Raw genomic sequence first — 17,273 nt, 5'->3', positions numbered from 1 at the left:
ATCACTCGCGGTGGTAGGGGTGTCCGACCGTGACGGACCAGGCCCGGTAGAGCGCCTCGGCCAGCATCACGCGCACGAAGGCGTGCGGCAGCGTCAGGTCGGACAGGCGCAGCAGTTCGTCCGCGCTGGCGCGCAACTCGGGGTCGAGTCCGTCCGGCCCGCCGATGACCAGCGCTACGTCGCGGCCGTCGTGCTGCCAGACCTTCAGCCGCTCGGCCAGCGCCACGGTGGTGACCCGCGTGCCGCGCTCGTCGAGCACGACCCGGCGCACGCCCTTGGGCAGCGCCGCCTCGATGCGCACCCGCTCCGCGGCCATCAGCGCCTCGACCGGCTTGCCGCTGGTGCGGGGCTCGGTCTTGACGGCCTTCAGTTCGAGACGGCAGTCCGGCGGAAAACGCTTGGCGTAGTCCGCGTAGGCCGTCTCGGCCCAGTCCGGCATCTTCTGGCCGACAGCGACGAGGTGCAGCTTCAAGGGCGACTCACCGCACGGGCATCAGGCGCTGCGCTTGGGCGCGGCGGCCTTCTTGCGGGCGGGGGCCTTGCGCTCGCGGTCGGGCGCGTTGATCACGACGGTCTTGATCTTCTGCGCGGCGCCGGCAGCGGTCTTGCGGGCCGGGGCCTTGCGGGCGACGGTGCCAGTGGCCGAGGTCGCGGCGGTCTTGCGCGCCGGTGCCTTCTTGGCGGCGGGCTTCTTCACGTCAGCCGCCGCTTCCGCTGCGGACGACGAACGCTTGCGCGGCGCGGCCTTGCGGGCCGGTGCGGCGGGCGCGTCGTCCTCGTCTTCGTCCTCGTCGCGCGAAGCCTTGACCAGACCTTGCGTCGCGCTGGCGAGCTTGAGGCGCACCGGCTTGCCGCCCCAGATCTCTTCGAGGTGGTAGTACTGGCGGATGGCGGGTTGCATGACGTGCACCACGGCAGCGCCGCAGTCCACGATGATCCATTCACCGTTGTCTTCGCCTTCGACGCTCAGGATGTCACCCCCGAGCGACTTGACCTTGTCGCGCACGCTGGCGGCGAGCGACTTGGTCTGCCGGTTGCTCGTGCCCGAGGCGATGACGACGCGCTCGAACATCGCCGAGAGGTGTTCGGTGTTGAAGACCACGATGTCTTGGGCCTTCACATCTTCGAGACCATCGACGATGGTGCGTTGCAGCTTGCGGATGTCCATTCAGCGCCGTTCTTGTTCCAGGGGATTCAGGATTGAGGAGAGGGTGGGTTGATTCGGTACAGCCCGTGGCGATCAATATAGCGCGCCACGACCGGCGCCACCATCCGGGGGGCCAGTGAAGTCGCCGACTCGCCTGCGGCGAGCCGGTGCCTCAATTCAGTCGAAGACACCGACATCGACGGCATGTCGAGTGCCACGATGCGGTGTCCGGTGTTCGATAGTTCAGCCGGGGCCTGCACCGGAACGCCTGCGCGCCCCGCCACCGCCAGCGTCACCCGCTGCAGCAGCTCGGCCCAGCCATGCCAGGTACAGAAGCCCGCCAGCTGGTCCTGCCCGATGATCAGAAACCAGCGGGCCGGGTGCCGTTCGCGCTGCTGCAGCAGGGTCACGGTGTCCAGCGTGTAGCTCGGACCGGTCCGTTCGACCTCGCACTTTTCGAGCACGAAAGCGGGATTGTCGCTGATTGCCAGCGCGACCATCTCGGCGCGGTGTTCGGCGGGTGCCAGACGACGGGTTTTCTGCCACGGCTGACCGACCGGGATCCAGCGCAACTCGTCCAGCGCGAGCTGGGCCAGGGCGGTGTCGGCCAGCACGCGGTGCGCCTGGTGCACCGGGTCGAAGCTGCCGCCGTAGAGCCCGATGCGCCGGGGTTCAACGGCCATCGGCACCGGTGTCGGTCAGCGCCAGCCAGTCGCGCGGGCGCAGGAAATCGCTGTAGAGCCGCGCCTCGGGCGTGCCCGGCTCGGGCGCCCACTGGTAGCGCCAGGTCACCTGCGGCGGCATCGACATCAGGATCGACTCGGTGCGCCCGCCCGACTGCAGCCCGAACAGCGTGCCACGGTCCCAGACGAGGTTGAACTCGACATAGCGGCCGCGCCGGTAGGCCTGGAAGTCGCGCTCGCGCTCGCCGTACGGGGTGTCGCGGCGGCGCCGGGCGATCGGCAGCCAGCCCTTGAGCAGCGCGTCGCCCACGTCCTTCAGCATCGCGAAGCTGCCCTGCGCACCGAGCGCCGAGAAGTCGTCGAAGAAGATGCCGCCGATGCCGCGCGGCTCGTTGCGGTGCTTCAGGAAGAAGTACTCGTCGCACCAGGTCTTGAAGCGCGGATAGAGCGCCGGATCGTGCGGTGCGAGCGCGTCGCGACACGCCTGGTGGAAATGCACCGCGTCGTCCTCGAACCCGTAGTACGGCGTCAGGTCCATGCCGCCGCCGAACCAGCGCACGGTCTGCCCGGCGAGCGGCCCTTCGGTGGGCGTGGCCGAGAGCATGCGCACGTTCATGTGCACGGTCGGGACGTACGGGTTGCGCGGATGGAAGACCAGCGACACGCCCATCGCCTCGAACGGCGCACCGGCGAGTTCCGGCCGGTGCTGTGTCGCGGACGGAGGCAACGCCGTGCCACGCACCTGCGAGAACGCGCAGCCGCCGCGCTCCAGCAGGCCGCCGTTCTCGATCAGCCGGGTGATGCCCGCGCCAGCGAGCTTGCCGCCGGGCGGGCGCTCCCAGGCGTCGGTGATGAACGTCTGGCCGTCCTCGGCGCCGACCGCGTCGCAGATCGACTGCTGCAGGCCCAGCAGGTAGGCCCGCACCTCGGCATTGGACAGTGCATCGGGCTGCGTCGTGTCGTCGGTCGTCATGGCGGTCCCGGTCAGGCTCAGGCGTGCGGCGCGCGCTTGATGGCGCGGTAGCCGATGTCGCGGCGGTACTGCATGCCGGCGTACTGGATCGACTGCGTGGCGTCGTAGGCGCGCTGCTGCGCATTGCGCACCGAGTCGCCCAGCGCGGTGACGCAGAGCACGCGTCCGCCGCTGGTCACGACGCCGCCGGCCGGGCCGCTTGCGGTGCCGGCGTGGAAGACCTTGCAGTCTTCGGCTTCCGCAGGGATGCCACGGATGGCATCGCCCTTCTTCGGGTCCAGCGGATAGCCGGCCGCGGCCATCACGACACCGAGCGCGACACGGCGGTCCCAGTCGAGCGTGACCTGGTCGAGCGTGCCGTCGGTGGCGTGCTGCAGCACCTGCAGGAAGTCACTCTTGAGCCGCATCATGATCGGCTGGGTTTCCGGGTCACCCATGCGGGTGTTGAACTCCAGCGTCTTCACGCCGCCCTTGGCGTCGATCATCAGACCGGCATAGAGGAAGCCGGTGAAGGGAATGCCGTCGCGGCGCATGCCTTCCACGGTCGGGCGGATGATGTCCTGCATCACCTTGGCGTGGATGTTCGGCGTGACGACCGGTGCGGGCGAGTACGCGCCCATGCCGCCCGTGTTCGGGCCTTGGTCGCCGTCGAGCAGGCGCTTGTGGTCCTGGCTGGTGGCCAGTGCGAGGATGTTGCGGCCGTCCACCATCACGATGAAGCTGGCCTCCTCGCCGACGAGGAACTCCTCGATCACGACGCGGGCGCCGTCGGCGTTGTGCTGCACGCCGAGCTTGTTGTCGAGCAGCATCCAGTCGACCGCCTGGTGCGCTTCTTCCAGCGACATCGCCACGACCACACCCTTGCCGGCGGCCAGACCGTCGGCCTTGATGACGATGGGCGCGCCCATGCGGTCCACATAGGCGTGGGCCTGCACCGCGTCGCTGAAGGTCTCGTAGGCGGCGGTCGGGATCTTGTGCCGCTTCATGAAGTCCTTGGCAAACGCCTTGGAGCTTTCGAGCTGCGCGGCCGCCTGCGTCGGGCCGAAGATGCGCAGGCCCCGGGCGCGGAACTCGTCCACCACACCCGCCGCCAGCGACACCTCGGGGCCGACCACCGTCATGCCGATCTTCTCGGCCTGCGCGAAGTCGGCCAGCGCGGCCACGTCCGAGATCGGCACGTTCGTCATGCGCGGATCCAGCGCGGTGCCGCCATTGCCAGGTGCCACGAACACCTTGTGGACACGGGTGGACTGGGCCAGCTTCCAGGCCAGTGCATGCTCACGGCCACCGCCGCCTATCACGAGAACTTTCATGGGACTTTCTTCATCATCTTGTCTGGAAACTGAACCCGGACGCGCCTGGCATCCGGTCCCCGCCTCGGAATCCTACCTTGTCCGTCTGCTCAGTCGCCCAGTTCGGCGTTGTGATAGACATCCTGCACGTCGTCGAGGTCCTCGATGACGTCGAGCAGCTTCTGCATGCGCTGGGCGTCGTCGCCTGCCAGCGCGACCGTGTTCTCGGCCCGCATCGTCACGCCGGCGATTTCCGCCACCAGGCCAGCCGCTTCGAGCGCCGCCTTGACCGCCTCGAAGTCCGGCGGTGAGGTCAGCACCTCGATGGCGCCGTCCTCGTCGGTGATGACGTCCTCGGCGCCCGACTCCAGCGCCACGTCCATGACCTTGTCCTCGTCCGTGCCCGGCGCGAACACCAGCTGGCCGCAGTGCTTGAACTGGAAGGCCACCGAGCCATCCGTGCCCAGGTTGCCGCCGTACTTGCTGAAGGCGTGGCGCACTTCGGCCACCGTGCGCACGCGGTTGTCGGTCATCGTGTCGATGATGATGGCCGCACCCCCGATGCCGTAGCCCTCGTAGCGGATTTCCTCGTAGTTGATGCCTTCGAGGTTGCCGCTGGCCTTGTCGATGTTGTACTTGATGCGGTCCGCCGGCATGTTGGCGGCCTTGGCCTTCTCGATGGCCAGCCGCAGGCGCGGGTTGGTGCCGATGTCGGAGCCACCTTGCCGCGCAGCGACCGTGATCTCACGGATGATGCGGGTCCAGATCTTGCCGCGCTTCTCGTCCTGGCGGCCTTTTCGATGCTGGATATTGGCCCACTTGGAATGACCGGCCATGAATGCTCCTGGATGCGCTGAGTTCGTTAGACTGCCATTTTACTTTTGCCGCGCCGCGTGCCCGACCCGGAGAACCAAATATGACTGAGCCGATCCTGCTTGCCCGCCACGGCGACATCGAATGTCACCTGCTGCCCGCGCTGGCAAACCGCCACGGCCTCATCACCGGCGCCACCGGCACCGGCAAGACGATCACGCTGCAGAAGCTCGCCGAGAGCTTCTCCCGCATCGGCGTGCCGGTGTTCATGGCCGACATCAAGGGCGACCTGACGGGCATCACGCAGCAGGGCCAGCTCGGCGGCAAGCTGGCGCAGATCCTGAAGGAACGTGGTCTGGACGAGCCCGAGTGGAACGCCTGCCCCGCCACGCTGTGGGACGTGTTCGGCGAACAGGGCCACCCGGTACGGGCGACCGTGTCGGACATGGGCCCGCTGCTGCTGGCGCGCATGCTCAATCTGAACGAGACGCAGCAGGGCGTGCTGCAGCTGGTGTTCAAGATCGCCGACGACAACGGCCTGCTGCTGCTCGACCTGAAGGACCTGCGCGCGATGCTGCAGTACGTCGGCGACAACAGCAGCGAGTTCCAGACCGAATACGGCAACATCAGCGCGGCGTCCGTCGGCGCCATCCAGCGCGGCCTGATGCAGATCGAGAGCCAGGGCGGCGACCAGTTCTTCGGCGAGCCGATGCTCTCGATCGAGGACTTCATGCAGACGGTGGACGGCCACGGCGTCGTCAACATCCTCGCCGCCGACAAGCTGATGAACGCGCCGCGGCTGTACGCGACCTTCCTGCTGTGGATGCTGTCGGAGCTGTTCGAGACGCTGCCCGAAGTGGGCGATCTGGACAAGCCCAAGCTGGTCTTCTTCTTCGACGAGGCCCACCTGCTGTTCAAGGACGCCCCCGCCGCACTGACCGAGCGGATCGAGCTGGTCGTGCGCCTGGTGCGCTCCAAGGGCGTGGGCGTGTATTTCGTGACGCAGAACCCGCTGGACATCCCCGAGACCGTGCTCGGCCAGCTCGGCAACCGCGTGCAGCACGCCCTGCGCGCCTTCACGCCGCGCGACCAGAAGGCCGTCAAGTCGGCCGCCGACACGATGCGCCCGAACCCGAAGCTGGACATCGCGGCCGCGATCACGGAAATGGGTGTCGGCGAGGCGCTGATCAGCCTGCTCGATGCCAAGGGCCGGCCCACCGTCACCGAGCGCGTCTACGTGCTGCCGCCGGGCAGCCAGATCGGCCCGATCAGCGCCGCCCAGCGCCAGCAGCTGCGCGAGACCTCGCTGGTGGCCGGTGTCTACGAGAAGACCGTGGACCGCGAGTCGGCCTACGAGAAGCTCAAGGGCCGCGCCGCCACCTCGGCCGACGCGGGCGAGAACCTGCGCAGCCAGGCCGGCCAGTCGATGGCCGATGGCGCACGCTCGGCCACCGAGGAAGCCGGCGGCGAGGGCCTGAGCGGCATGCTCTCGGGCGCGCTGGGCGGGCTGCTGTTCGGCACCACCGGGCCGCGCGGCGGCAAGCGCGACGGGCTGGTGCAGACGATGGCGAAATCGGCGGTGCGCACGGTCGGCTCGTCGGTCGGGCGCGAGATCGTGCGCGGGGTGCTCGGCTCGCTGCTGGGCGGCGCCAGCAAGCGGCGCTGAGCACGGTCGGCACCACGGACCTTTCCACCGTTCAATCCAAGGAGTACCCCATGGGCTGGTTTTCAAAGAAGGACGACGGCTTTTTCCTCGCCACGGTCGTGCCGACCGGTGAAGGCGCCCGCGTCGACCGCTTCCTCGGCATCGTCAACGGCGAAGCCATCATCGGCGCGAACATCTTCCGCGACATGTTCTCGTCGGTGCGCGACGTGGTCGGCGGGCGCGCGGGCGGGTATGAACGCGCCCTGTCCGGCGCGCGCGATGCCGCACTCGACGACATGATGGCCGCCGCCAGGGAACTCGGCGCCGACGGCATCGTCGGCATCGACTTCGACTACGAAGTGCTCGGCGAGACCAACGGGATGATGATGGTCGCCGTCAGCGGCACGGCCGTGAAGATGGCCTGACCACCGCCGACACGCCCTGTTTCTGACCGTTCGCGACGTCCAGCCACCGTTCGTCGCAAACCGGCTGCACCTGCAGCGCGGCTCCCGGACCATGACGCCATCGTCATCGCCACCCGTCCGGGAGATCCGCCACCATGCAACGCCGCCACCTGTTCCAGGCCCTCATCGCCAGCCAGCTCGTGCTGGTGGCCGCCTTGGCCCTGCCCGTCTGGTCCGCCGACCACGGCAGCCCGCCACCCGCCGCCTCGGCCAATGCCGAACTGGCCACCGCCGTCGCCCTCTTCCGGCGCGCCAGCGACGGTGATGCCACTGCCATCGCCCCTGCCCTGCACGACTTCACGGCCCTGCACCACACCCGGCCTGGCGACCCGCTGACGCTGGCCTATGCCGGCGCAGCCACCGCGATGCAGGCCCGCACCACCTGGCTGCCGTGGAAAAAAATCGACCACGCCGAGGACGGGCTGGCGATGCTGGACAAGGCGCTCGCGCTGCTCGGCCCGGCGCATGACCACGCGCTGGAGCGTGGCGTGCCGCTCGCGCTGGAAACGAAGCTCACGGCCGCGGGAACGTTCCTCGCGCTGCCGTCGATGTTCAACCGCGGCGAACGCGGCCGGCGCCTCCTCGACGAGGTGATGAAGCACCCCGCCTACGCCGGCACGCCCGCAGCCTTCCAGGAGGCCGCCCGCAAGATCGCTGCGAAGGCTGCCCAATGAACACCCCCGCAGCACCCGTCATCGAGCTGCGTGGCGTGCGCAAGACCTACCGGCTCGGCACGCACACCGTTCCCGCGCTGCAAGGCGTCGACCTGCGCGTGACCGCGGGCGAGATGGTCGCGCTGACCGGTCCGTCCGGCAGCGGCAAGAGCACCATCCTCAACCTCGCTGGACTGATCGACGCCCCCGACGCGGGCGAGGTCCGGCTGCGCGGCGCCACGGTCGATGCGCGCGCCGAACACGCCGCCACGCTGCTGCGCCGCGACACGATCGGCTTCGTGTTCCAGGGCTTCAACCTGATCCCGGTGATGACCGTCGCGGAGAACGTGGACTACCCGCTGTTCCTCGCTGGCCTGCCCAGCGCAGAGCGCCGCACACGGGTGGCAGCCATGCTCGACGCGGTTGGCCTGACGGAGCACGCGCAGCACCGACCCGACGCGCTCTCCGGCGGCCAGCGCCAGCGCGTCGCCATCGCCCGCGCCCTGGTGAAGCGGCCCGCGCTGGTCATCGCCGACGAGCCGACCGCCAGCCTCGACTCGCACACCGCCGAGCAGATGCTCGACCTGATGCGCGACCTTGGCCACCGCGAGGGCGCGTCCTTCCTCATCGCCACGCACGACGGCCGCCTGACCCGCCGCTGCGACCGCGTGATCGCCCTGCTCGACGGAGTGATCCAGTCATGAACGCCCTGCCCTTGCTGTCCTGGCTGCCGTGGCTGCGCTTTGCGTGGCTCAACACGCTGCGCAACCGCCGCCGCTCGCTCGTCACCGTCACCATCGCCGCGCTCGGCACCGCCGCCATCCTCATCGCCAGCGGCTTCGCGCAGTCCACCTACCGCGGCCTGGCCGAATCCTCTGCCCGCACCACCGGCCACTTGGTCATCGCGCACGCCGCCCAGTTCGACGGCGACGAGGACGTGCCGCTGCAGCACGGCCTGTCCGGCGCCGACGCCCTCACCCGCCAGTTGCTCGCCGACCCGCAGGTGCGCCAGGTGCTGCCCCGGGTCGAGTTCAGCGGCCTGATCAGCAACGGCGACAAGTCCACCGTGATGACTGCGGTCGGCATCGCGCCGGACGCCGAGTTCGCGGTGAAGGGGCCGTTCCTCACGGTCAAGTCCGGCCGCGTGCTCGCCGGTCAGGAGCGCGACACCGTGATGCTCGGCGCCGGCCTGGCGCGCAGCCTCAAGGCGGACGCGGGCAGCGCACTCACGCTGCTGGTCAGCACGACGGCGGGCGCGCTGAATGCCCGCGACGTGCTGGTCGCCGGCGTCATCACCACCGGCATCGCCGAAATCGACCAGCGGCTGGTCTACACCGACGTTGCGACGGCGCAGTCGCTGCTGGTGACCGACAAGGTGTCGAGCCTGGGCGTGTTCCTGGACCGGATGGACGCGACCCTGCCCGCTCGCGACCGGCTGCAGCCCGCGCTCGGCACGCTCGCCGTGCGGACCTGGGAAGAACAGGCGCCGTTCTACCGCAGCGTGCGCGCGCTCTACAACCGCATCTTCGGCGCGCTCGGGCTGATCATCGGCGTGATCGTGGTCTTCGTCGTCACCAACGCGATGGCGATGGCGGTCATCGAGCGGACCCGCGAGATCGGGACGCTGCGGGCGCTCGGCACGCTGCCCGGTCAGCTCGTGCGCAGCCTCGCGCTGGAAGGGCTGGTGCTCGGCGGGGCGGGCGGGCTGCTGGGCGCGCTGATCGCGGTGGCGGTGTCAGTCGGGCTGCTGCTGTTCCCGGTGCAGATGCCGCCGCCGCCGGGCCGCACGGTCGGCTATCCGCTGGTGATCGACCTGCACCCGAGCCTGTGCGCCGCAACGCTGCTCGGGATGCTCGCGCTGGTGATGCTGGCCTCGGCGCTGGTGGCGCGCAAGACGGTGCGGCGGCCGGTGGTCGAGGCGCTGGCCCATGTCTGACAAGACCATGAAACCTGCCCGTGAAACGACCCCGAGGAACCACGCCATGACCTTGACCCACACGCCCCGCGCCCTGTTTGCCACGCTGCTGCTGTCCGCCCTGCTGCCCGCACACGCTGCCGAACCCGATGTCACCCGCCTGCTCGCCGATGCCGACCGCTTCCGCGTCAGCGACGAGCAACTCGTCATCGAGACCCGCGTCAACACCTTCAAGTCCGACGGCACGCCCGACAAGGAGCGCCTCTACACCGTCCACACCAGCACCGGCCGGCGCTCGCTGGTGCTGATGCGCTCGCCGGCCGAGCAGGGGCAGAAAGTCCTGATGGTCGGCGACGACTTCTGGCTGATGATGCCCGGCACGCAGCGCCCGATGCGCATCACGCCGAGCCAGAAGCTGCTCGGCGACGCCTCCACCGGCGACATCGCCACGCTGCGCTGGAGCGAGGACTACCGCGCCACGCTGGTCGGCGAGGAGCGCTGCGACACGGCGCCGTGCTGGCACCTGAGCCTCGCGGCGCAGCGGCCGGGCGTGAGCTACCAGCGCATCGAGCTGTGGCTCGGCCGCGACCGCCACCAGCCGCTGAAGGCCGACCTCTACCTGCAGTCCGACAAGCTCGCCAAGCAGGCCCGCTTCATCCCCGACTCGGCGGAGCGGCCGACGCAGATCGACGAGATGGTGCTGCAGGACCAGCTCAGCCACCGCCGCGAGACGCGCGTGCGCTACACGTCGCGCGCGAAGAAGGTGGTGCCCGAGTCGTGGTTCAACCCGATGTCGCTGGCCCGCAACCCGACGCTGGAGTGAGTGATGCACAACCCCTGGTGGCTCGCCGGCCTGGCGCTGGCGTCCGGGCTCGGACAGGTGCATGCGCAAGGACTGACGCCCACACTGTCCGGCCAGTGGCAGACCGCGCGTGAATGGCGGCTGGCCAATCCGCTCGGCCCGGCGCCCGCGTTCGCGCCGCCCAGCCGCTGGCGCAGCGAACTCGACCTGAAGACCGACGCCCGACTGCCGCTGCCGGAAGGGCGGTCTCTGGCCCTGCATGCGGACGCGGCCGTGACCGTGTTGCACGACGACGGCGCCACGGCCAGCACCGGCACGGGCCGCGTCAACGAGCTGTACGCCACCACCGACCGCGGCGACTGGCAGTTCAGCGCCGGCCGCCGCATCATCGGCTGGGACGTCGGCCAAGGCTTCCGGCCGAACGACGTGGTGCAGCGCGAGGAACGCCGCCCGCTGCTGCCCGCCACGCCACAGGGCCGCGGCATCGTGCAGGTCGAACACTTCGGCGCCGACGACGCCACCAGCCTGGTCTGGGTCGATCCGCAGCAGGGCCACGACGGCAGCGCGCTCGCCCTGCGGCACTACCAGCGGCTCGGCGCGCTCGATCTGCACGCCCACGCGCACTGGAGCGCGGCGACCCGCGGCAACGTCGGTGCGGCGCTGGCGTGGGTCGCGTCGGACGCGGTGGAGTGGCACGCCTCGACCCGCTGGCTGCCCGCGCTGGGCCGCCACCAGACGCTCGTCGGCGGCAGTTGGACCGGCGGCGCGGACGTGACCGTGCTCGCCGAGGTCTGGCACGACGGTCAGGCCGCCACACCCTCCGCCCGTCGCAACGCCTACGGCCGCCTCGCGTGGCAGCACGATGCCTGGCAGGTGTCGGCCGACGCGCTGTGGCAACCCGCGGATGCCGGCCGGGTGCTGGGCGCCGGACTGCGCTGGCAGGGGGACCAATGGCGCGTCGAGGCCGTCTGGCGCGTGTTCGGCGGGCCGGTCGGCGCAGCGCTGCGGCACACCCCGAGCCGACAGACCGGTGCGCTGGCCATGACCCGCAGCTTCTGAAGGCTGCTACAAACCCACCATGACGCTCGAACCCGACTCCACCACCAGGCGCTGCTGGCACTGCACGGTCCTCAACCGCACGCTGCTCACCGTCGTGCTGGCCGTGGTCATCGCCACCGGACTGACGCTGGTGAGCCACGGGCAGTTCTTCAACAGCCTGGTGTATTCGCTGTGCGTCGGCCTGCTGTGCGAGCTGGCGCTGGACGGTGGCTGCCACGCCATCGCCTGGGTGATCAGCCGGCGTGACCCGGACAACCAGGCGGCGAAGGCGGGCTGGCCGGGCTGGTTCTGGATGGGTGCCTGCATCGTGGTCGGCGTGCCGGCGGCCTACATCGGCGGCCATGCGCTCGGCGGCCTGATCCTCGGGCACGACACCCACCTCGGCGCCAACTGGCGACCCAATGCCGGGATGCTGCTGTTGTCACTGAGCATCGGCTTGGCGGCCACGTTTTTCTTCAAGTCCCAGGGCGAACTCGCCGCCACCCGGGCCGAGGCCGAATCCGCGCTGCGCATGGCGGCCGAACACCGGCTGAAGCTCCTGGAAAGCCAGCTGGAACCGCACATGCTGTTCAACACGCTGGCGAACCTGCGGGTGCTGATCGCACTCGACCCGCCGCAGGCCCAGGCGATGCTCGACCACCTGATCGCCTTCCTGCGCAGCACGCTGCAGGGCTCGCGCACGACGCTGCACCCGCTGCACGCCGAATTCGACCGACTGCGCGACTACCTGGCGCTGATGAGCGTGCGAATGGGGCCTCGGCTGCAGACAAGCCTGGACCTGCCGCCGGAGCTGGCCGACCTCGCCGTGCCGACGCTGCTGCTGCAGCCGCTGGTCGAAAATGCCGTCCACCACGGCTTGGAACCCGCGATCGACGGCGGACAGATCCGCATCGAGGCACGCCGCCTGGACCATCCCGGTGGCGCGAGGCTCCAGCTCCGGGTCTTCGACAGCGGCGACGGGCTGACCCATGCCAGTGCCCCGCTGCCGAGCACCGGGACCGGCTTTGGCCTGTCACAGGTCCGCGAGCGACTGCGCACGCTGTACGGCACCGAGGCCACGCTGAGCCTGACACGCACCGACAGCATCCAGGAGCCGCCCGGCACACTGGCCCTCATCGATCTGCCCTTGCCCCTGCCAACGCCATGACCGCCCTGCGCACCGCCCTGATCGCCGAAGACGAACCCCTGCTCGCAGCACACCTGCGCGCCGAGTTGCAGCAGGTCTGGCCAGATCTGGCCGTGACCGCCGTCGCCACCAACGGTGTGCAGGCGCTGGCCCGCGCGCTGGAGCTGCGGCCTGACGTGTGCTTCCTCGACATCCGCATGCCGGGGCTGACGGGGCTGGAAGTGGCGCGGGCACTGGCCGAGGACTGGACGGACGATCCGGGAGTGCCCTTCCCGCTGCTGGTGTTCATCACGGCCTATGACCAGCACGCCGTGCAAGCCTTCGAGCTGCAGGCAGTGGACTACCTGCTCAAGCCGCTGGTCCGCGCGCGGCTGCAGTCGTGTTGCCAGCGCTTGCAACAGCAACTGGCGCGGCGCGACGTCCTGCACCCCTCGGAACCAGACCCTCTGCAGACGTTTGCACGCCAGTTGCAATCGCTGCTCGCCCCATCCATGACCACACCGCAGCGGCTGGACTTCATCCCGGTCCAGACGGGACACACCGTGGAAATGGTGCCGGTCGACGAGGTGGTCTATTTCGAAGCAGCAGACAAGTATGTCCGGGTCCTGACCACCGACCGCGAACATCTGATCCGGATGTCCTTGCGGGAATTAATCAATCAAATTGATGAAAGGCGCTTCTGGAAGATTCACCGCAGCATTCTGGTGCAGACACGCTGCATATCCCGCGCCGTGCGGGATGAGCAAGGCAGGCTCTCCGTGGTGTTGCGCCAGCGCAGCGAGATCCTGCCGGTGAGCCGGGTCTATGCCCATCTGTTCAAAGGCATTTGAACCGATCGCGAAGTTTGTGCCCATGCACGAACTGTTGCGCAGATTTATCAATAACGGCGCTGTTCCTGCACCGCCCGCTGCAACTCGACCAGTTCATCGAGCACCTCGGTGGCGAAGCCCCGGCGACCGGGCCGCGAACTGATGAGCAGTTCGTCGAAATACGCGTTCACCGCCTCGTCCTCACCCCAGAGAATCGCGAACTTGTTCACGATATGAGGGTGTCTTTTTGCCGTGATGAGCGGGCGAACCGTCACGGGCAAGGATTGAAGCCAGCGGGCACCATACCCGTTCAGACGCTCGGCCGTGAGCATGGACGGCGCCGAATGCTGGAAATCGGAAGCCCCCGGACGGGCCGTCGCGGCAGCACTTGAAAACCCGGTCGAAGGCAGACCCGGCAACGATGTGGCGCCGGTTTGTCTGCGCGCACTGGAAAAGTCGGACTTCTGCATCAAGGCCCCCGTCAACAATTGAACGATTGGCGACATTGTGCACTCCGTAACGACTTGTATTGACAAATCGGCCTTCAAAAATGCCGACTGTGACACGAGATTTGTGGTTTCGGCCCCGGAAACCGCTGTCGCGGTATGCAGGGGCGCAGGGCCGCGCCGGACTGGCAGTAACTCCAGCGGAATACACGGATATTCGAAGCTCATGCCCTGAGCCTGTTGCCAGCCATCCGGAAAGGCACCGCCACCGGCGTGCGCACCAGCCCGACCAGTCGCCCAGCGCACCATGTCAGAGCGTTTTCCGACACGCCGACGGCGTGACCCGCTGCGCACCGGCTCCCACGCCTCGACACGGGGGTACGGGGCCGCATCGTCGGCCGGGTCAGGAATCAGGAACTCGGAATCTGGATTCATTTCCCACAATCAGCACATGGTCATGTCAAGGTGTGACGCCATGTTAGAGAACGGTCCACCGATGCGGGCCCATCCACTGCGGGGGGCCGGTGTGCGGCAGAGCCCCTGGATGCAGGTGCCACCACCGGCCGCGGCGCAAGACTTGCGAATCGGGCACCCCGGGTCAGCCCCTGGCACCCCGTCGCTACAATCATTCGACCCCACCGCCCGACCCGGCGGCCGATCCTTCACGCACCAGACCACCCCGCCTCTGTCATGAGCGACGCGAACAAGACCTCAGCCGACGGCGCCGCCGTCGAGCACAAGACCAGCAATTTCCTGCGCGCCATCATCGAGCGTGACCTGGAACAGGGCACCTACGCCAGCCGCCGCTGGGCCGGCACCCCCGGCGACGCGGCCCACCATGCAGCCGGCGAGCCCGACCCGGCGAAGATCCGCACCCGCTTCCCGCCCGAGCCGAACGGCTACCTGCACGTCGGCCACGCCAAGAGCATCTGCCTGAACTTCGGGCTGGCGCGCGACTACGGCGGCGTCTGCCACATGCGCTTCGACGACACGAATCCGGAGAAGGAGGAGAAGGAATACGTCGACTCCATCCTCGACGCGGTGCAGTGGCTCTGCTTCGGCTGGGACACGTCGTTCGGAGGCCGCACGGAGAGCCATCTCTACTACGCCAGCGACTACTTCGACGTGATGTACCGCGCCGCCGAGGCACTGATCGAGCACGGCCACGCCTACGTCGACGAGCAGACGCCCGAAGAGATGCGCGCCAACCGTGGCGACTTCGTGCACCCGGGCAAGGACAGCCCGTTCCGCAACCGCACGCCTGCCGAAAACCTCGCCCGCTTCCGCGAGATGCGCGACGGCGTGCACGCGGACGGTGCGATGGTGCTGCGCGCGAAGATCGACATGGCCAGCCCGAACATCAACCTGCGCGACCCGGCGATCTACCGCATCCGCCGTGCCACGCACCACAACACGGGCGACCGCTGGTGCATCTACCCGATGTACACCTTCGCGCACCCGATCGAGGACGCGCTGGAGCAGATCACGCACTCGATCTGCACGCTCGAATTCGAGGACCAGCGCCCGTTCTACGACTGGTTGCTGGAGCGCCTGACGGAGGCCGGCCTGCTGCAGGCGCCGCCGCCGCGCCAGTACGAATTCGCGCGGCTCAACCTCACCTACGTCATCACCAGCAAGCGCAAGCTGGCGCAGCTCGTCAACGAAGGCTTTGTCGGCGGCTGGGACGACCCGCGCATGCCCACCATCGTCGGCCTGCGCCGGCGCGGCTACACGCCCGAGGCGATCCAGCTCTTCGCCGAGCGCATCGGCGTGACCAAGGCCGACAGCTGGATCGACTATTCGACGCTCGACATCGCGCTGCGCGACGACCTGGAACACAAGGCCCACCGGGGCATGGCCGTGCTCGACCCCGTCAAGCTCGTGCTGACCAATTGGGACGAGGTCATGGGCGCCGGCCATCTGGAACCCTGCACGCTGCCCGCGCTGCCGCACCCGCCTGAAGGACAGCCGGCGCCCGCCGCGCGCCAGTTCGTGATCGGCCGCGAGGTCTGGATCGAGCGCGAGGACTTCGAGGAAGTGCCGCCCAAGGGCTACAAGCGGCTGTTCCCGGGCAACAAGGTGCGTCTCAAGGGAGGCTACGTCGTGGAATGCACCGGTTGCGAGAAGGACGCGGACGGACGCGTCACCGCCGTGCTGGCGAAGGTGGTTCCCGACACCAAGAGCGGCACGCCCGGCGCGGACGCGGTCAAGGTCAAGGCCGCCATCACCTGGGTCAGCGTGGCGGACGGCGTGGCGGCGGAAGTGCGCCTCTACGACCGCCTGTTCACCGACCCGCAGCCCGATGCGGGCGGCAAGGACTTCAAGGCCAGCCTGAACCCGGCCAGCATGCGCACGATCACCGCCTATGTCGAGCCGTCACTGGCCCAGGCGACACCGGACGCGAAGTTCCAGTTCGAGCGCTTCGGCTACTTCGTGGCCGACCGGCTCGACCATGCGCCCGGACGTCCCGTGTTCAACAAGATCACGGGACTGAAGGACGGCTGGAAGTGAATCGCCAGCGCCACGTTCACGACGTGGCCTGACGGCCCGCATCCGGCAGCCCCGCCAGCTTCTTGCGCAGCTGCCGCCGCTCCAGGCGGAGGTCCTCCTGCAGGTGCGACAGGTTGAGCACGACATCCTGCAGGCGGGCGCCAGGTCCGGCGATCCCGCCCAGCGGCATCGGCGCGGACGCCAGATCGCCAAAGTTGGAGTTGTTCACCGACTGCACCTGCACCACACGCTCCCGCAGATCGACGAACTGGTGGACCAGCCGCTCGCCACTGGTGCGCAGCTCGCCCTCCACGGCACCCAGGCGCCGGTCCATCTCGCCGAGATGGCGCGCCAGCAGGCTCTCCAGCCGCTCGAAGCGCGCATCGAACACCGAGGCCACGGTGTCGGGCGAGGCCGTATCGGCCAGCCGGTCATATTGCGCCGACAGGGCATCCCGTGCACGCATCACCTGGGCTTCCAGGTACTGGAACTGCTGCTCCAGCGCACGCTCCCGCTCCTTCAGGCGTGTGCGCAATCCGTCCAGACGGTCCCCCTCCGCACGAAAACTCCGGTGCGCCCGGATACTCCAGAAGACGATCGCCACCGCGAGCAGCAGCAGGCATGCCACCAGAAGCACCCGCGCCGCGGTGATGTTGGGGGACTCGTTGATGTCGAGCAGGCTCGGCACCGCCGTGGTCGCCGCCTTGAACTGGAGCCGGGCCAGATCGTCGTTCAGGTACGCCAGCAGCCGGTCCCCCGCCATCGCGAGCGGGACCAGCCATGCGCAGGACACGGCCACGACCCAGCCGGCGGCCCATACGGACTTGATTCGATTCCACATGCGCGATCCCCTGCTCTGATGGAGCCATCATTTCCCGGCACGGGCCGATCCGGTTCTATCTGTTACCAAATTTCACAAAGAAACGCGATCTGCTCTTTCGGATATTCCTCAACAA

General features: G+C 68.7%; 18 protein-coding genes. 10 read left to right on the top strand and 8 right to left on the bottom strand.

Annotated elements, in window-relative coordinates:
- Nucleotide 1: 1 nt before the first annotated feature.
- The 6 genes from rlmH to BDD16_RS18395 form a co-directional block, all read right to left on the bottom strand.
- On the bottom strand, nt 2–472 hold the full coding sequence (gene rlmH, locus BDD16_RS18420) for a 23S rRNA (pseudouridine(1915)-N(3))-methyltransferase RlmH (RefSeq protein ID WP_179635281.1): 471 nt from the start codon (nt 470–472) through the stop codon (nt 2–4).
- 21 nt (nt 473–493) lie between these two features.
- On the bottom strand, nt 494–1,168 hold the full coding sequence (gene rsfS / locus BDD16_RS18415) for a ribosome silencing factor (protein WP_179635280.1): 675 nt from the start codon (nt 1,166–1,168) through the stop codon (nt 494–496).
- A 26-nt stretch (nt 1,169–1,194) separates the two neighbouring features.
- On the bottom strand, nt 1,195–1,830 hold the full coding sequence (gene nadD / locus BDD16_RS18410; protein ID WP_179635279.1) for a nicotinate-nucleotide adenylyltransferase: 636 nt from the start codon (nt 1,828–1,830) through the stop codon (nt 1,195–1,197).
- Nucleotides 1,820–2,803, bottom strand: coding sequence for an oxygen-dependent coproporphyrinogen oxidase (gene hemF / locus BDD16_RS18405; protein WP_179635278.1), 984 nt, complete (start codon nt 2,801–2,803; stop codon nt 1,820–1,822). The genes nadD and hemF overlap by 11 nt, the downstream gene beginning before the upstream one ends.
- A gap of 17 nt (nt 2,804–2,820) precedes the next feature.
- Nucleotides 2,821–4,116: a phosphoribosylamine--glycine ligase gene (gene purD / locus BDD16_RS18400; protein WP_179635277.1), complete on the bottom strand. Its 1,296-nt coding sequence runs from the start codon at nt 4,114–4,116 to the stop codon at nt 2,821–2,823.
- A gap of 89 nt (nt 4,117–4,205) precedes the next feature.
- On the bottom strand, nt 4,206–4,931 hold the full coding sequence (locus BDD16_RS18395; RefSeq protein WP_179635276.1) for a YebC/PmpR family DNA-binding transcriptional regulator: 726 nt from the start codon (nt 4,929–4,931) through the stop codon (nt 4,206–4,208).
- A gap of 80 nt (nt 4,932–5,011) precedes the next feature.
- On the opposite strand from BDD16_RS18395, the gene BDD16_RS18390 reads away from it, so the two are divergent.
- The 9 genes from BDD16_RS18390 to BDD16_RS18350 all read left to right on the top strand — a co-directional run bounded on the left by BDD16_RS18390 (nt 5,012) and on the right by BDD16_RS18350 (nt 13,402).
- Complete coding sequence (locus BDD16_RS18390) at nt 5,012–6,574, top strand: helicase HerA-like domain-containing protein (protein WP_179635275.1); 1,563 nt, start codon at nt 5,012–5,014, stop codon at nt 6,572–6,574.
- A 50-nt stretch (nt 6,575–6,624) separates the two neighbouring features.
- Nucleotides 6,625–6,978, top strand: a complete 354-nt coding sequence (locus tag BDD16_RS18385) for a heavy metal-binding domain-containing protein (RefSeq protein WP_179635274.1) — start codon at nt 6,625–6,627, stop codon at nt 6,976–6,978.
- Between the two features lie 134 nt (nt 6,979–7,112).
- Entirely contained in the window at nt 7,113–7,691 is a 579-nt protein-coding gene (locus BDD16_RS18380) for a hypothetical protein (RefSeq protein ID WP_179635273.1), read from the top strand.
- Complete coding sequence (locus BDD16_RS18375) at nt 7,688–8,374, top strand: ABC transporter ATP-binding protein (RefSeq protein ID WP_179635272.1); 687 nt, start codon at nt 7,688–7,690, stop codon at nt 8,372–8,374. Before BDD16_RS18380 ends, BDD16_RS18375 begins: the two co-directional genes overlap by 4 nt.
- On the top strand, nt 8,371–9,606 hold the full coding sequence (locus BDD16_RS18370; protein WP_218897866.1) for an FtsX-like permease family protein: 1,236 nt from the start codon (nt 8,371–8,373) through the stop codon (nt 9,604–9,606). Before BDD16_RS18375 ends, BDD16_RS18370 begins: the two co-directional genes overlap by 4 nt.
- A gap of 46 nt (nt 9,607–9,652) precedes the next feature.
- On the top strand, nt 9,653–10,408 hold the full coding sequence (locus BDD16_RS18365) for an outer membrane lipoprotein-sorting protein (protein ID WP_179635271.1): 756 nt from the start codon (nt 9,653–9,655) through the stop codon (nt 10,406–10,408).
- A 3-nt stretch (nt 10,409–10,411) separates the two neighbouring features.
- Nucleotides 10,412–11,446, top strand: coding sequence for a hypothetical protein (locus BDD16_RS18360; protein ID WP_179635270.1), 1,035 nt, complete (start codon nt 10,412–10,414; stop codon nt 11,444–11,446).
- A 19-nt stretch (nt 11,447–11,465) separates the two neighbouring features.
- A complete protein-coding gene (locus tag BDD16_RS18355; RefSeq protein WP_179635269.1) occupies nt 11,466–12,593 on the top strand; it encodes a sensor histidine kinase in 1,128 nt (375 codons plus the stop codon).
- Nucleotides 12,590–13,402: a LytR/AlgR family response regulator transcription factor gene (locus tag BDD16_RS18350; protein WP_179635268.1), complete on the top strand. Its 813-nt coding sequence runs from the start codon at nt 12,590–12,592 to the stop codon at nt 13,400–13,402. The genes BDD16_RS18355 and BDD16_RS18350 overlap by 4 nt, the downstream gene beginning before the upstream one ends.
- Nucleotides 13,403–13,449: 47 nt before the next feature.
- Here BDD16_RS18350 and BDD16_RS18345 read toward each other — a convergent pair whose 3' ends face one another.
- A complete protein-coding gene (locus BDD16_RS18345) occupies nt 13,450–14,262 on the bottom strand; it encodes a hypothetical protein (protein ID WP_179635267.1) in 813 nt (270 codons plus the stop codon).
- A 255-nt stretch (nt 14,263–14,517) separates the two neighbouring features.
- Between BDD16_RS18345 and BDD16_RS18340 the strand changes: the two genes are divergently transcribed.
- A complete protein-coding gene (locus BDD16_RS18340) occupies nt 14,518–16,338 on the top strand; it encodes a glutamine--tRNA ligase/YqeY domain fusion protein (RefSeq protein ID WP_179635266.1) in 1,821 nt (606 codons plus the stop codon).
- A gap of 16 nt (nt 16,339–16,354) precedes the next feature.
- Here BDD16_RS18340 and BDD16_RS18335 read toward each other — a convergent pair whose 3' ends face one another.
- Nucleotides 16,355–17,158 carry a hypothetical protein gene (locus BDD16_RS18335; protein WP_179635265.1) on the bottom strand — a complete coding sequence of 268 codons (804 nt, stop codon included), beginning with the start codon at nt 17,156–17,158 and terminating at the stop codon, nt 16,355–16,357.
- Nucleotides 17,159–17,273 lie beyond the last annotated feature (115 nt).

Source organism: Sphaerotilus montanus (assembly GCF_013410775.1).
In the GTDB taxonomy this organism is placed as follows: Bacteria; Pseudomonadota; Gammaproteobacteria; order Burkholderiales; family Burkholderiaceae_C; genus Sphaerotilus; species Sphaerotilus montanus.
The sequence above is the reverse complement of the archived record's forward strand: the minus strand, read 5'-3'. Positions and strand labels throughout refer to the sequence as shown.

Excerpts from the sequence above, each read along its gene's own strand:
- rsfS (WP_179635280.1), bottom strand. The coding sequence starts at position 1,168 with ATGGACATCCGCAAGCTGCAACGCACCATCGTCGATGGTCTCGAAGAT.
- nadD (WP_179635279.1), bottom strand. The coding sequence starts at position 1,830 with ATGGCCGTTGAACCCCGGCGCATCGGGCTCTACGGCGGCAGCTTCGAC.
- hemF (WP_179635278.1), bottom strand. The coding sequence starts at position 2,803 with ATGACGACCGACGACACGACGCAGCCCGATGCACTGTCCAATGCCGAG.
- purD (WP_179635277.1), bottom strand. The coding sequence starts at position 4,116 with ATGAAAGTTCTCGTGATAGGCGGCGGTGGCCGTGAGCATGCACTGGCC.
- BDD16_RS18395 (WP_179635276.1), bottom strand. The coding sequence starts at position 4,931 with ATGGCCGGTCATTCCAAGTGGGCCAATATCCAGCATCGAAAAGGCCGC.
- BDD16_RS18390 (WP_179635275.1), top strand. The coding sequence starts at position 5,012 with ATGACTGAGCCGATCCTGCTTGCCCGCCACGGCGACATCGAATGTCAC.
- BDD16_RS18385 (WP_179635274.1), top strand. The coding sequence starts at position 6,625 with ATGGGCTGGTTTTCAAAGAAGGACGACGGCTTTTTCCTCGCCACGGTC.
- BDD16_RS18380 (WP_179635273.1), top strand. The coding sequence starts at position 7,113 with ATGCAACGCCGCCACCTGTTCCAGGCCCTCATCGCCAGCCAGCTCGTG.
- BDD16_RS18375 (WP_179635272.1), top strand. The coding sequence starts at position 7,688 with ATGAACACCCCCGCAGCACCCGTCATCGAGCTGCGTGGCGTGCGCAAG.
- BDD16_RS18370 (WP_218897866.1), top strand. The coding sequence starts at position 8,371 with ATGAACGCCCTGCCCTTGCTGTCCTGGCTGCCGTGGCTGCGCTTTGCG.
- BDD16_RS18365 (WP_179635271.1), top strand. The coding sequence starts at position 9,653 with ATGACCTTGACCCACACGCCCCGCGCCCTGTTTGCCACGCTGCTGCTG.
- BDD16_RS18360 (WP_179635270.1), top strand. The coding sequence starts at position 10,412 with ATGCACAACCCCTGGTGGCTCGCCGGCCTGGCGCTGGCGTCCGGGCTC.
- BDD16_RS18355 (WP_179635269.1), top strand. The coding sequence starts at position 11,466 with ATGACGCTCGAACCCGACTCCACCACCAGGCGCTGCTGGCACTGCACG.
- BDD16_RS18350 (WP_179635268.1), top strand. The coding sequence starts at position 12,590 with ATGACCGCCCTGCGCACCGCCCTGATCGCCGAAGACGAACCCCTGCTC.
- BDD16_RS18345 (WP_179635267.1), bottom strand. The coding sequence starts at position 14,262 with ATGAATCCAGATTCCGAGTTCCTGATTCCTGACCCGGCCGACGATGCG.
- BDD16_RS18340 (WP_179635266.1), top strand. The coding sequence starts at position 14,518 with ATGAGCGACGCGAACAAGACCTCAGCCGACGGCGCCGCCGTCGAGCAC.
- BDD16_RS18335 (WP_179635265.1), bottom strand. The coding sequence starts at position 17,158 with ATGTGGAATCGAATCAAGTCCGTATGGGCCGCCGGCTGGGTCGTGGCC.